This is a genomic window from Cryobacterium sandaracinum (assembly GCF_004403415.1).
Classification (GTDB): Bacteria; Actinomycetota; Actinomycetes; order Actinomycetales; family Microbacteriaceae; genus Cryobacterium; species Cryobacterium sandaracinum.
Genome location: NZ_SOGO01000031.1, coordinates 31,669 through 45,374, shown reverse-complemented (window position 1 = coordinate 45,374; position 13,706 = coordinate 31,669). Strand labels below are relative to the sequence as shown.

Genomic DNA, 13,706 nt, shown 5'->3' with positions numbered 1-13,706 from the left:
GGGAACAGCCACTGACCGGATGCTTGGAGGCGGCTGTTCTCGTCGGTACCAGATGTCGTTGCTTTGTGCACCAAGCGCACCGCTGTCGCAGAATGGCCGATGATGGCAGAGCCCCGCTGAGCATGTGCCGACATCCTCTTTGATTCGTCTGACTAGAAAGCCTCACCATGCCGCATGCCCGGAACCCCTGGTTCAATCTGGTCTGGGCAATCCCGCTGGCGATCATCCTGCTGGTCGCCGTCGTGCTCGCCGCCCGGGGCATCCGTTCCCTGCCGATGGCGCAGGAGTTCCTGGTCGACTTCCCGGGGGCCTCGCCGTTGCCGTCGTGGGCCCCCGTCGGCTTCCCCGCGTGGCTGGCGTGGCAGCACGGCCTGAATGTTTTCTTCCTGCTCTTCATCGTGCGTTCGGGTTGGCAGATCCGCACGGCCGGGCGCCCGAGCATGTTCTGGACCCGGCGCAACACCGGCCTTTTTCGAACCCGACGTGCCCCCCGCCGGTTGGGCATCAACCTCTGGCTGCACCTCGCGGTGGATGCCCTTTGGGTACTCAACGGGATCGTCTTCTACGTGCTGCTGTTCGTCACCGGTCAGTGGGTGCGCATCGTGCCGGTCAGCTGGGACATCATTCCGAACGCACTCTCGGCCGCCCTCCAGTACGCCTCACTGGACTGGCCGATCACCGACGGCTGGGTGAACTACAACGCGCTACAAACTCTGAGCTACTTCAGCATCGTGTTCGTGGCCGCGCCGCTCGCCTTGGTCTCGGGCATCCGTCTGTCACCGCTCTGCACGTCGCGCCGGCTTGGAGAACTGATCCCGCTGCGCCCGACCAGGGCCGTGCACGTGGGCGTGATGGTCTTTTTCCTTGCATTCATCGTGATCCACGTCACGCTGGTGTTCGCCACCGGTGCCCTGCGCAACCTGAACCACATGTACGCGGCGCAGAGCGACGACGGCTGGACCGGATTCTGGATCTTCGCCGCATCCCTGGTCGTGATGCTCGTGGCCTGGGTCGCCGAGGGTCCCCGACTGCTGCGGGCGGTCGCCTCTCTCGGCGGAACCGTAACCACGCGCTGAGCCGCGGTGCTGGCTGAGCCGGCCGATGGCTCTGCCGGTCGAAACCCGGTGGTTGTGTACCCCCCCTTCCCCCCTCGGCCGGGGTCCCTCCCTGGCCTTGTCTACGGCTGCCTGGGCCGCGTCGCGGGCCAGGGCTTCGGCGAACCGGCGGGCCTGATCGACCTGTTCGGCCAGGTGGGCGTCGACCCAGGGCGGCGTCCGCCTGGGTCTCCCGGATGGCGTCGAAGTGACGACCCAGGCGTTCTAGCTGCTCACTGTATGAGGACTTCATGAGACAAACGCTACGGGCAGCCACTGACATTCCATGCCCCAGATCGGCACCTGTCAGCGCCCTGTGGATAACCTGATCAAACGCGTATTGTGGTGGAAAGGGAACAGCCGTCGCGGGGCGCGCAGCACGCATCCGTCGTCGCATAAAAGCGGAGATTTTCGGGAAACGCCGGTTGTGGCGCCGTGAGCGGCGTGTCGCAAAAATTTCCGAGGTTAGCAACCGCAACGGATGCCCGGAGCGGCAACCTCCGGCCGCCACGTCACCGGAGCTCGACCACCGGGTCTCAACCGGACGGGGGCAGGGTCGCCATTACAGGCGGTTCAGGAAGTCCATCTCGACCTGGGCGATGACGGCGGCGATCAGATAGCAGACGATCGTGATCACAATGATCCAGGAGGAGGCGACGGATGCCAGGCGCCGCACGCGCGGCCCCGCTGGGAGGTTGCCCGACGTGAGGTTGTGCAGCGTCACGGCTAGGAACATTGGGATCGTGACCGTCCAGGTCACCATGCACCACGGGCAGAGCACGTCGAGCTCGAAGAAGCTCTGCGCCATCAGCCAGATCACGAACGCGAGGGCGCCGGTGACGCCCACGTTCAGCGCGATCCAGAACCAGCGGGCTAACCGCGCCCCGGCCAGGATCGCGGCGCCGATCGCGATGACGACCGGCCAGGCCATCAAGCCGATCACCGGGTTGGGGAAACCGAGGATGGCACCCTGCCACGATCCCAGGTTGGTGCTGCAGCCCACCAGCACACTGAAGTTGCAGGAAAGCTGGGCCTGCGGGTCCTCGAGGATCGCGAACTTGTCGACGGTCAGGAGGAAAGCCGCGGTGAGGGCGATCAAACCACCGATGATGAAGAAGATGGCGAGCCCGATGGGGCGCTTGACGGGCGGGTTGTGGGGCACGTTTGGATTATGTCATGTGCCTCGCATGTGTTCCTGAGAATGCATGCGATAATCGGAACAGTCGCTTGGGCCGCGCTCAAGTTGACGCCATACAAGTCTTAATGGGCCGTAAAGGCCCAGATTCATTGGTCCCACGACCAAAGGTATTAGCAGCCAGAGCCAAGAGCCGGTTGCGAACGACGAGGATTTCCGAGGGTTTCGCGCAAGCGTGATCCTCGCACGAGAGAGTAGCCGGATGGGTGGCGCGGTCGCCCACACTGGTCAAGGAGCGCGCCAGTGATGGTGGAAGACAACGAAAACATCAAAAAACGCAAGGGTTTATTCGGCACCCGCCGCACCTCGCGGAGGGCTGCCACCCCGGTGGCCGTTCCGGAGGCCGCGCCTGAGAACAACAGTGCGCAGCACAATGACGCCGCACAGAACGTCGCTGCGGCGACGCGCGAGCCGCTTTCAGCAGCGCAGACACCCCGCGTCCACACCGACGACGCCGTGACCGAGCCGGCAGCCGCCGCTCCGTTCGGCGAAACCCCCGACTCAGAACAGGACGCTGCCGTGGAACCGACGCCGCCGCCCACCCCGACCGCCGATGTGGTTCGCCGCCCGTCCACCTCGCTGGTGTTCCAGGCCCCGGTCATCGTGCCGCAACCGGCCCGCACCGGAGCGCGCCGCGACACCGCGCGCCAGGACCAGCGCCAGGACACCGGCCAGGACATCCGTCAGGACCATGACGACGAGGGCGACGAGTCGTCGACCGTTCGTCGTCGCGCCCGTCGGCGCACCGGCGACGAGAACCGGTCCGGATCCGACGACCCCGCGAACACCGTTGTTCGCGTGCGTACGCCCCGCGAACCCGAACTCATCACCGAACCCCAGCGGATCAAGGGGTCGACCCGCCTCGAGGCCAAGAAGCAGCGCCGCCGTGACGGCCGCGATGCCGGGCGCCGTCGCCCGGTGATCACCGAGGCCGAGTTCCTCGCCCGCCGCGAATCCGTCGACCGGGTCATGGTCGTGCGGGCCAAGCAGAACAAGATTCAGATCGGGGTGCTGGAAGACGGTGTGCTGGTCGAGCACTACGTCGCCAAGAATCAGGATGCCTCGCTGATCGGAAACGTCTACCTGGGCAAGGTGCAGAACGTGCTGCCGAGCATGGAAGCAGCCTTCGTCGACATCGGACGCGGCCGCAACGCCGTGCTGTACTCGGGTGAGGTCGACTGGGAGGCTGCCGCCGAGAACTCCGGCAACAGCAGCCAGGCTCGGCGCATCGAGCTCGCGCTCAAGCCGGGCGACAAGGTGCTCGTGCAGGTCACGAAGGACCCGATCGGGCACAAGGGTGCGCGACTCACCAGCCAGGTGTCACTGCCCGGCCGCTACCTCGTCTACGTGCCGAACGGCTCGATGAACGGGATCAGCCGCAAGTTGCCCGACACCGAGCGGGCGCGCTTGAAGAAGATCCTCAAGGAGGTTCTGCCCGAGAACGTGGGAGTCATCGTGCGCACCGCGGCCGAGGGTGCCACCGACGAGCAGCTCACGCTCGACGTCAACCGGCTCACCTCGCAGTGGGCGTCCATCGCCAAGCAGGTCGACACGGTGCAGGCACCGGCCCTGCTGCACAGCGAACCGGACCTTCTGATCAAGATCGTGCGGGATGTCTTCAACGAGGACTTTCAGAAGATGGTCATCTCCGGCGAGGAATCCCGGGAGGTCATCGAGGCCTACCTGCGCCAGGTCGCACCGGACCTGGTGGAGCGCGTGGAGCGCTACGAGGGCGAGAACGACGCCTTCGACGAGCACCGCATTTCGGAGCAGATCGAGAAGGCCCTCGACCGCAAGGTCTGGCTACCGTCCGGTGGCTCCCTCGTGATCGACCGCACCGAGGCCATGACCGTCGTCGATGTCAACACCGGCAAGTTCGTCGGCTCTGGTGGAAACCTCGAGGAGACCGTCACGAAGAACAACCTCGAGGCTGCCGAAGAGATCGTTCGCCAGCTGCGTCTGCGCGACATCGGCGGCATCATCGTCGTCGACTTCATTGACATGGTCCTCGAAACCAACCGCGACCTCGTGCTGCGCCGCATGCTCGAATGCCTGAGCCGCGACCGCACCAAGCATCAGGTCGCCGAGGTCACCTCGCTCGGGCTTGTGCAGATGACCCGCAAAAAGCTCGGTCTCGGACTCCTGGAATCATTTAGCGAGAACTGTGAAGCCTGCGCCGGCCGAGGCATCGTCATCCACCACGACCCGGTGCTCAAGCACCGCCAGACGGCTCAGCCGGCCATGGAGCGTCGCCCGCGCAGCAAGTCGGGCACCAATTCCGGCGGCGACAACGGGCACCGCGGCGGAAACGGAAACGGAAACGGAAACGGTACCAACTCCGCAGCCGTGCACGCGTCTCAGGCCGATGCCGGCAAGTCCGGACACGGCACCCACGGCATCACCGAGGATGCCAAGCACGCCCTCGCCCTGATCGCCGCCCGCACCATCCCGCGCGCCCTGACCGGCTCGATCCCGATCATTGCCCCGCCTGAGGCGATGCCGGAATCGGTTCCCGCGGAGAAGGCGGCCGCCCCCGCGGCCTCAGCCGACGGGTCATCTGTCGACGCGGCGACCGCCGCATCAGTCAACCCGGCCGACGAGGCCAACCCGATCGAGGAGGCCGTGAATGAGGCAGTCGCGGCCGAGACGTCTGCACCGTCGGCACGCCGCAGCCGTAGGGCGTCCTCCACGCCCCGCCAGCGGGACGCAGCGCCCATCGTGACCCCGGAAACCCCGGTGCAGGACGCGCAGCAGACCCCGGTCGAGGCGCCTGCCGCGCACGAGGCCGCAGCGCCCGACGACGACGAGCCCGTCGCCATCCTGGACATCCCGGTCAAGAAGTCCTCCCGTAGCCGCCGCACGGTCAGCAAGCAGGTCACCGACCAGCTGCTGGACTCGGTGCTGGACGCCCTGCCCGAGCCCAAGCAGCCGGGCCAGGGGCGTTCGCGCAGCCGGCGGGTGACGACGGCCGGCGGATCCACCGGGTCGGCCCAGCCGATCATGACCACGGCCCCGGATTCCCAGCAGTAACGAGAATCCCTGCAGGAACGAATCGAGTCGATCGGGAGACCGGCGGCGCACAGCCCACGGGGCTGGGCGTCGCCGGTCTCCCGATCTCTTTCAACCGGCGAGGCAGCGCTTCGGGCCCCGATCAGGACTCTGGGAGAGAGCCGCTGCCCGATCGGTCCCGCCCGCGCACACGCAGGCCGCTTGCGCGGAGCCGGAGAACCAGTTCCCGATTGTCCACCGGATGCGCCCCCGAGGCCACGAGGGCGTCATAGCGGTGGGCGGGTACGTCGTAGTGGTCCAGGTCGAAGCCGCGGCGGGGGATTCCGTTGCGGGCCGCGAAAGCGTGCAGTTCGGCCAGTGACGAATCGCTGACAAGATGGGACCAGACGGTGCCATGCGCGGGCCACATCGGCTTGTCGATCAAGACGGTCATTACCCGATTCTATGATCCGGCCTCGGTTTGACCGTCGCAGCAGGATCGGCTAACGTTGACTTTTGGTGTGCGACGGGCCTTTGCCCCCGCGATCACCGTGGTTTTCTGAGAGCGACGGGCCGACTTGGCGTGTTTAAGGCAGTAACTTTCCATCACGGGGCCTCACGGCTCCCCAGAGATAGGTACGTAACGTGGTTTACGCAGTTGTGCGCGCCGGTGGGCGGCAGGAAAAGGTAGAGGTCGGGACCATCGTCACGATGGACCGAATCAAAGCCAATAAGGACGGCAACGTCGAGCTGGCCGCAGTGCTTCTCGTCGACGGCGACACGATCACCTCTGACTCCCAGTCACTGGCCAAGATAACGGTCACGGCCGAGGTTTTGAACGATCTCCGCGGTCCGAAGATCGTCATCCAGAAGTTCAAGAACAAGACCGGGTACAAGAAGCGTCAGGGGCACCGTCAGGAGCTCACTCGCGTTCAGGTTACCGGCATCGCCTAGGCCCTGAGGAGCAGAACAGATGGCACATAAAAAAGGCGCGAGTTCCACTCGCAACGGTCGCGACTCCAACGCCCAGCGCCTCGGCGTGAAGCGCTTCGGCGGTCAGGTTGTCAGCGCGGGCGAGATCATCGTCCGTCAGCGCGGCACCCACTTCCACCCCGGCGTCAACGTCGGCCGTGGTGGCGACGACACGCTCTTCGCTCTCGAGCCCGGCTCGGTTGAGTTCGGCGCCAAGGGCGGCCGCAAGGTCGTCAACATCGTGGTGGCTGCCGCTTAGGCATTTCACATCGGTAAGCGTGAGGGCGGGCTTCGGCTCGCCCTTTGCGTGTTTCACGGCACCCGCACGACAAGATGCATAGCACCAATGATTTACGCACCACTGAGCTTTTTGCCACCTGGAAGGGGCACCCCCATGGCCACGTTTGTTGACCACGTCACTCTCCACCTGCGAGCAGGCATCGGAGGGAACGGCTGTGTCTCCGTCAAGCGTGAGAAGTTCAAGCCGCTCGCCGGCCCTGACGGCGGCAACGGCGGAAGCGGTGGTGACATCGTGCTCGTCGCTGACCCGAACGTGACGACCCTCCTCGGTTACCATCGGTCCCCGCACCGCAGTTCCGCGAACGGCGGCCCCGGCATGGGTGACCACCGCGCCGGCTTCGGCAGCGAGCTGATGGAGCTGGCCGTTCCGCTCGGCACCGTGGTCAAAGACGCCGAGGGCAACGAACTCGCCGACATGACCGAGCCGGGCTTCCGCATCGTCGTGGCGCCTGGCGGTCAGGGCGGGCTCGGCAACGCGGCCCTGGCCTCGCTCAAACGCAAAGCCCCCGGCTTCGCCCTGCTCGGCACCTACGGCTGGGAAGGCGACATCCAGCTTGAACTCAAGACCGTGGCGGATGTCGCGCTTGTCGGCTACCCCTCGGCCGGCAAGTCCAGCCTGATCGCGGCCATCTCGGCGGCCCGGCCCAAGATCGCGGATTACCCGTTCACGACCCTGCACCCCAACCTCGGCGTCGTGGATGCCGGCGAGGTGCACTACACCGTCGCCGACGTGCCCGGACTGATCGAGGGCGCCAGCGAGGGAAAGGGCCTCGGCCTCGAATTCCTTCGTCACGTGGAACGGTGTACTGCGTTGCTGCACATCCTCGACTGCGCCACACTCGACCCTGACCGTGACCCGCTCAGCGACCTCGACGTCATTCTCGGCGAACTGGCCGCCTACCCGGTGCCCGACGGCCAGAAGCCGCTCCTCGACCGCCCCCAGCTGATCGCCCTGAACAAGATCGACGTTCCCGAGGGCCGGGAGCTCGCGGAGTTCGTCAAGCCCGACCTCGAGGCACGCGGTTACCGCGTGTTCGAGATCTCGACCGTCAGCCATGAGGGTCTCAAGCAGCTCAACTACGCGCTGGCCGAGACCGTCGAGGCCGGCCGGGTCGAGGCCGCCGCGGCGCAGGCCGTCAAGCCGCGCATCGTGATCCGCCCGAAGGCCGTCGACGACAGCGGCTTCGTCGTCAAGGTCGAGGGTGGGTCGTTCGGCAACATCTACCGCATCATCGGCACCAAGCCCGAGCGCTGGGTGCAGCAGACGGACTTCAAGAACGACGAGGCCGTCGGCTTCCTGGCCGACCGCCTGGCCAAGCTCGGCATCGAGAACGAACTGTTCAAGGCCGGCGCGATCGCCGGCTCGACGGTCATCATCGGACCCGGCAACGGCGTGGTCTTCGACTGGGAGCCCACCCTCACCTCCACGGCCGAACTGATCACGGCACCGCGTGGCACCGACACCCGCCTTGACGACTCCAAGCGACGCACCAGCAACGAGCGCCGAGAGGAGTACTTCGGCCGGATGGACGCCAAGGCAGCCGCACGCGCCGAACTGATCCGAGAGCGCGAGGCCGGCATGTGGTCGACCGGCGAGGAAGAGTACAACGGCGACACTCTCACGGGCGACGGTTCAGTCCCGGTGTCGCCCCGTAAGGAGAGCGGGGCCGAATGAGTCACCGCTCCCGCGCCCAGGTAGCCGCCGCCCGGCGCATCGTCGTGAAGGTCGGCTCCTCGTCGATCAGCGGCGACAACTCCGAGCAGATCGCACCTCTGATCGAGGTCCTGGCCCAGGCCCACAATCGCGGCGTGGAGGTCGTCCTGGTGTCGAGCGGCGCCGTCGCCAGCGGCATGGACTACCTCAACCTCGACGAGCGGCCGGCCGACCTAGCCACCCAGCAGGCCGCGGCATCCGTGGGTCAGAACGTGCTCACGGCCCGTTACCAGGAGACTCTGGACAGCTATGGCATTGCCGCGGGGCAGGTGCTGCTGACAGAGGGTGACCTACTCAACGAGCCGCACCGCAGCAATACCCGCCGCGCGGTGAACCGGCTGCTGGACCTGCGCATCATGCCCGTCGTGAACGAGAACGACACGGTCGCGACCTACGGGCTGCGATTCGGCGACAACGACAGGCTCGCCGCCATGCTCTCGGTGCTCATCCGCGCCGACCTACTGCTCTTGCTCAGCGACGTCGACGCGCTCTACACCAAGCCCCCGCACCTGCCCGGTGCGGAACCGATCGACTTTATCGGGTTCGACCAGGAACTGGACGGCATGGAGTTCGGGGCGAACAAGGGTGCCGGCACCGTGGGCACCGGCGGGGCGGACACCAAGGTGAAGGCGGCCCGCCTGGCCGCCTCCGCCGGAACGGCCGTTCTCGTCACTGAGACGAGCCTGGCCGCAGAGGCCCTCCGCGGCGGCTCCTGTGGCACCTGGTTCGAGCCGATGCCCACCGCGCCCGGCCGAGCGCTTCTGTGAGCGCACTCGGCCGACACGAGGTCGCGTCGGCCGCGCGCATCGTTGTGAAGGTCGGCTCCTCCTCGATCAGCGGCGCGAACATCGCACAGATCATCCCGCTCGTCGATGCCCTTGCCGAAGCGCACGGGCGCGGAGTGGAGATCGTCCTCGTCTCCTCCGGGGCCATCGCCACCGGCATGCCCTACCTGCAACTCGACGAGCGCCCCACCGACCTGGCCACCCAGCAGGCCGCGGCATCCGTGGGCCAGAACCTGCTCATCTTCCGCTACCAGGACAGCCTCGACCGGTACGACATCGTCGCCGGCCAGGTGCTGCTCACTGCCGGTGACCTGGAAAACCCCTCGCATCGAGGAAACGCGCACCGGGCGATGGATCGCCTGCTCGGTCTGCGCATCCTGCCGATCGTCAACGAGAACGACACGGTCGCCACCCACGAGATCCGGTTCGGCGACAACGACCGGTTGGCCGCCCTGGTCGCCACGCTCATCCACGCCGACCTGCTGGTCCTGCTCAGCGACGTCGACGCCCTCTACACGCGCGCGCCGCACCTGCCGGGCGCGGAACGCATCGATCACGTCCCTTGCGGCGATCCCATGCTCGGTGTCGAGCTCAGCGGCAGCCGCTCCGGCGTGGGTACCGGGGGTGCCGACACCAAGGTGTCGGCCGCACGGATCGCGGCGGAGGCCGGCACTGCCGTGCTGCTCACATCGACTGGTCTGGTTGCCGAGGCACTCCGCGGCGACCCGGTCGGAACCTGGTTCGAACCCGCTCTGGCCTAAACTACCGGGATGCTGCAGACCGACTCACCTCAGATCACTCCGATCCTCGAAGCCGCCCGAACCGCCGCCCGAACTCTGGCCACGACGTCGACAGGGTTGAAGAACCAGGCGTTGCACGGGATCGCCGCCGCCCTGCGGGGGAGCGCTGCGGAGATTCTGGCCGCCAACACCCTGGATCTGGCCGCCGGCACGCACAATGGCCTCTCCGAGGGCATGCTCGACCGCCTCAGCCTCGACGAGGCGCGCATTAACGCCCTCGCCGACGCCGTGCTCGAGATCAGCCTGCTCACCGATCCCGTTGGGGAGGTTGTGCGCGGCTCCAGCCTGCCCAACGGCGTACGAATCAGCCAGGTGCGTGTACCCTTCGGTGTCGTCGGCGTCATCTACGAGGCCCGCCCGAACGTCACCGTGGACATAGCCGCCATCGCTCTGAAGAGTGGCAACGCCGTCGTCCTGCGGGGCGGATCGGCCGCCGAGAACACCAACCGGGTGCTCGTCACCCTACTCCAGGCGGCGATCAGGCAGGTCGGCCTGCCCGAGGCATGCGTGCAGACCATCGACCCGTTCGGCCGTACCGGTGCCACCGAACTGATGCAGGCCCGCGGCCTTGTCGACGTGCTGATCCCGCGGGGGAGCGCCGGCCTGATTCGGGCCGTCGTCACCCAGTCGACCGTGCCCGTGATCGAGACCGGGGCAGGCGTCGTGCACATCTTCGTCGACGAGTCGGCGAATCCGGAGTGGGCGGTCGACATCGTGCACAACTCGAAGGTGCACCGGCCCAGTGTCTGCAACGCCCTCGAGACTCTGCTCGTGCACGAGGCCGCGGCTGCGCGGCTCCTGCCGGCCGTTCTGGCGAAGCTGACGGAGTCCGGCGTGACCCTGCACGGCGACGACCGCGTGCGCGAGATCTTCCCCGCGGCGGTGCCGGCCACGGAGGAGGACTGGTCCACCGAGTACATGGGCCTCGAACTGGCCGTGGCGGTCGTCGACTCCCTCGACGACGCCATTGCGCACATCCGTCGCTACTCGACCGGGCACACGGAGTCGATCATCACAAACGACATCGTGAACGCCGACCGGTTCCTCGGAGAAGTGGATTCCGCGGCGGTCATGGTCAATGCCTCGACCCGGTTCACCGATGGCGGCGAGTTCGGTTTCGGAGCCGAGGTGGGCATTTCCACTCAGAAACTGCACGCTCGCGGGCCGATGGGTCTGCCCGAGCTCACCAGCACCAAGTGGATCGTGCGTGGCTCCGGCCAGGTGCGCGCATAGCCCCCGCTAGACTGTTGGCCATGGCGTACCGCTGTGCCTTGTGAGTCCCTGAATGGAGAATCCCATGTCGTTCCTGACCGTTGTGCTGGCTGAGGCCGGGCTCGTCGATTTGCCGATGCCGATCTTCCTCTACGGAGTGATCGCCCTCGTGGTCTTCGCCGCGCTCGGCTTCGTCGTCTGGTCCTACCGGGATGTCGCCAACCGCCACCAGGCCAAGGCGAAGGCTTACTCCGACGCCCACGGCGGCGCGCGCAGCGACCACTAATCGGAAGCGTCACCATCCATAATCCCGGGGCCCGCCCACCGCGCATCGGCGTGATGGGCGGCACGTTCGACCCCATTCACCACGGGCACCTTGTGGCCGCCAGCGAGGTGGCTCAGAGCTTCGACCTCGATACGGTCATTTTCGTTCCCACCGGTCAGCCGTGGCAGAAGGCAGATGTGACCGAGAGCGAGCATCGGTATCTCATGACGGTCATCGCCACCGCCTCCAATCCCCGGTTCACCGTCAGCCGGGTCGACATCGACCGAACCGGGCCCACGTACACGATCGACACCCTGCGGGATCTGCACGCCGAACGCCCGGACGCGGAGCTCTTCTTCATCACGGGTGCCGACGCGATGGGGCAGATCCTGGGCTGGAAAGATGTTCAGGAGCTCTGGGACCTGGCCCATTTCGTGGCTGTGAGTCGTCCGGGACACGAGCTCAGTATTTCGGGATTGCCCAACCAGGACGTAAGCTTATTGGAGGTTCCGGCTCTGGCCATCTCGTCCACGGACTGCCGGGAACGTGTGAATCGGGGATTCCCGGTCTGGTATCTGGTCCCCGATGGGGTTGTCCAGTACATCTCAAAGCATCATCTGTATCGGAGTGTGGCATGACGTTGGGTAATGACCCACAGCCACTGACGCGGCGACAAGCCCGCGAATTGGCTAGTCGGAACGAGCAGGTCGTCGTCGGCGAATCCGCCGTTCCTGCGCCTCCGGCTCCGCTCGAACCGGCACCGGTGGATCAGGCACCGGTTCCTTCGACGGATGCCCTTTCCGCAAAGCAGCATGCCGCCCAGGAGTATCCCGCCGCACCGACCGCGTTCGCGCCTCGCGCCGTCGACGGCACGCGCAGCGTTCTCCACGCACAGGACCACAACACCCTGACCCGTCGTGAGCTGCGCGCGCTTCAGACCGCGCAGACCGGCGATTTCGGCGAATTCCTGCTGAAACACAACTCCCACACCGAGTCGGCGCTCCCCGCTGCCCCGATCGCACCCGCACCTGTCCCCGAGACGGCTGCGCACCCCTTCGCCATCGACGCGCTGCACGTTCCGGTGGCCCCCGCCAAGGTGGCGCCGCCCGTCGAGTTCCTGATTGAGGCCTCCCCGCGCACGAAGGTCAAGTCCCGACCCGGAGTGCTCCACCCGCCGGTCGGACACTGGTCGCTGGCCCGCGACGAGGTTGACGACCACGTTCCCGGCGTGACACAGCTCGAACCGTTCGACCAGATCGTGGCTCGCGGCATCAGCGCCGGCGGCATTCCGACCACGACCAACGCCCTGATCCTGCCTTCCATCCCGCACCACGAGTCTTCGTCGGGCCCGCTCATGCGCACCGGCGAGATTATGGTCACCGGGTCGATCGACCTACCCCGCAGCCTCGGTTCCACCGGAACCCTGCCGAACGTCTTCGACTCGTCGGACATGGACCAGATGCTCGACCAGCTCGACGAGGGTGGACACCATAGCGACGTCGCCCCGGTCAGTGCGAGCCGCGCCGTCAGCACGCACGCTTCGACCCGGGGAGTCATGGCTCCACCGAGAAAGCGCGGGTTGACCGTCCCGGCCGTCCTGACCGTTACCGCAGGCGTGCTCGCTTTCGGCGTGCTGGCCCTGATCGTGGCCGGCTACGTCCTCAAGATTTTCTAATGCCATCCATTTCGCCTTCACTAACTCAGGGATTCATTCGATGACCGCTTCTGCCCATGCTCTCGAGTTCCTCCAGGTGGCCGCCGCCGCCGCAGACTCGAAAGCGGGGGAGGACCTCGTCGCAATCGACGTATCCAATCCCCTGCCTCTCACCGACATCTTCCTGATCGTCACGGGCCGCTCCGAGCGCAACGTGGTGGCCATCGCCGGTGAGATCGAGGACAAGATGACCGAGGCCGGCCACAAACCGTTGCGTCGCGAAGGCCGTGCCGAGGGGCGCTGGGTCCTCGTCGACTTCGGCGATCTCGTCGTGCACATTTTCCACGAGGAAGAGCGCGTGTACTACTCGCTCGAACGTCTGTGGAAAGACTGCCCCGTCATTCCCATCGCACTGCCTGCCCACAAGGCCGCCGAGTAGCGGTGGTCAGCAGCAGGCTAATCATGTAGTAGCCTAGAGAAGTTGTTTCGGGCAAGTTGCGAAACACATTCTGGGTCCGTGGCGCAGCTGGTAGCGCACCTGCATGGCATGCAGGGGGTCAGGGGTTCGAATCCCCTCGGATCCACCGAGTAGCACAACGTACCGAAAATATGGAACAGGCCTCGACTTCGGTCGGGGCCTGTTCTGGTTATGTGGGGCAGAAAAGCTCATCAATTTTCGCATGAAATGTATCGATCAGATGGATCCTCGCGGAGGCCCTCTGACGCG

At 66.2% G+C, this 13,706-nt stretch carries 14 protein-coding genes and 1 tRNA gene; 13 read left to right on the top strand and 2 right to left on the bottom strand.

Translation table 11 applies throughout. The features are described 5' to 3' along the window. The first annotated feature begins 167 nt into the window (after positions 1 to 167). Positions 168 to 1,076, top strand: a complete 909-nt coding sequence (locus tag E3T25_RS10615) for a cytochrome b/b6 domain-containing protein (protein ID WP_134343139.1) — start codon at positions 168 to 170, stop codon at positions 1,074 to 1,076. A 580-nt stretch (positions 1,077 to 1,656) separates the two neighbouring features. Here E3T25_RS10615 and E3T25_RS10610 read toward each other — a convergent pair. Then, entirely contained in the window at positions 1,657 to 2,256 is a 600-nt protein-coding gene (locus E3T25_RS10610) for a vitamin K epoxide reductase family protein (RefSeq protein WP_241973036.1), read from the bottom strand. Positions 2,257 to 2,535: 279 nt separating this feature from the next. Between E3T25_RS10610 and E3T25_RS10605 the strand changes: the two genes are divergently transcribed. Then, positions 2,536 to 5,319, top strand: coding sequence for an Rne/Rng family ribonuclease (locus E3T25_RS10605; RefSeq protein WP_134374274.1), 2,784 nt, complete (start codon positions 2,536 to 2,538; stop codon positions 5,317 to 5,319). Between the two features lie 121 nt (positions 5,320 to 5,440). Here E3T25_RS10605 and E3T25_RS10600 read toward each other — a convergent pair whose 3' ends face one another. Then, positions 5,441 to 5,731, bottom strand: a complete 291-nt coding sequence (locus E3T25_RS10600) for a DUF4031 domain-containing protein (RefSeq protein WP_104103409.1) — start codon at positions 5,729 to 5,731, stop codon at positions 5,441 to 5,443. 191 nt (positions 5,732 to 5,922) lie between these two features. On the opposite strand from E3T25_RS10600, the gene rplU reads away from it, so the two are divergent. From rplU to E3T25_RS10545, 11 genes are all read left to right on the top strand, one after another. Beyond that, complete coding sequence (gene rplU / locus E3T25_RS10595) at positions 5,923 to 6,231, top strand: 50S ribosomal protein L21 (protein WP_104103412.1); 309 nt, start codon at positions 5,923 to 5,925, stop codon at positions 6,229 to 6,231. A gap of 19 nt (positions 6,232 to 6,250) precedes the next feature. Then, positions 6,251 to 6,508 (top strand): 50S ribosomal protein L27, encoded by a 258-nt coding sequence (gene rpmA / locus E3T25_RS10590; RefSeq protein WP_104169636.1) that lies wholly within the window; start codon positions 6,251 to 6,253, stop codon positions 6,506 to 6,508. A 135-nt stretch (positions 6,509 to 6,643) separates the two neighbouring features. Then, the gene (obgE, locus tag E3T25_RS10585) at positions 6,644 to 8,224 is read left to right on the top strand and encodes a GTPase ObgE (protein WP_134374176.1); all 1,581 of its coding nucleotides are present in this window, start codon (positions 6,644 to 6,646) and stop codon (positions 8,222 to 8,224) included. Then, positions 8,221 to 9,030: a glutamate 5-kinase gene (proB, locus tag E3T25_RS10580; RefSeq protein WP_134374174.1), complete on the top strand. Its 810-nt coding sequence runs from the start codon at positions 8,221 to 8,223 to the stop codon at positions 9,028 to 9,030. The genes obgE and proB (E3T25_RS10580) overlap by 4 nt, the downstream gene beginning before the upstream one ends. Continuing rightward, positions 9,027 to 9,809 carry a glutamate 5-kinase gene (gene proB / locus E3T25_RS10575; RefSeq protein WP_104103424.1) on the top strand — a complete coding sequence of 261 codons (783 nt, stop codon included), beginning with the start codon at positions 9,027 to 9,029 and terminating at the stop codon, positions 9,807 to 9,809. The genes proB (E3T25_RS10580) and proB (E3T25_RS10575) overlap by 4 nt, the downstream gene beginning before the upstream one ends. Positions 9,810 to 9,818: 9 nt before the next feature. Further along, entirely contained in the window at positions 9,819 to 11,081 is a 1,263-nt protein-coding gene (locus tag E3T25_RS10570; RefSeq protein ID WP_104103426.1) for a glutamate-5-semialdehyde dehydrogenase, read from the top strand. A 64-nt stretch (positions 11,082 to 11,145) separates the two neighbouring features. Further along, complete coding sequence (locus tag E3T25_RS10565) at positions 11,146 to 11,346, top strand: hypothetical protein (RefSeq protein ID WP_104103428.1); 201 nt, start codon at positions 11,146 to 11,148, stop codon at positions 11,344 to 11,346. A 14-nt stretch (positions 11,347 to 11,360) separates the two neighbouring features. Continuing rightward, positions 11,361 to 11,963 (top strand): nicotinate-nucleotide adenylyltransferase, encoded by a 603-nt coding sequence (gene nadD, locus E3T25_RS10560; protein WP_255570179.1) that lies wholly within the window; start codon positions 11,361 to 11,363, stop codon positions 11,961 to 11,963. A gap of 47 nt (positions 11,964 to 12,010) precedes the next feature. Continuing rightward, positions 12,011 to 13,000: a hypothetical protein gene (locus E3T25_RS10555; RefSeq protein ID WP_134374172.1), complete on the top strand. Its 990-nt coding sequence runs from the start codon at positions 12,011 to 12,013 to the stop codon at positions 12,998 to 13,000. 40 nt (positions 13,001 to 13,040) lie between these two features. Beyond that, a complete protein-coding gene (gene rsfS / locus E3T25_RS10550; RefSeq protein WP_134374170.1) occupies positions 13,041 to 13,418 on the top strand; it encodes a ribosome silencing factor in 378 nt (125 codons plus the stop codon). Between the two features lie 72 nt (positions 13,419 to 13,490). Beyond that, a tRNA-Ala gene (locus tag E3T25_RS10545) sits at positions 13,491 to 13,563 on the top strand. The last annotated feature ends 143 nt before the right edge of the window (positions 13,564 to 13,706 follow it).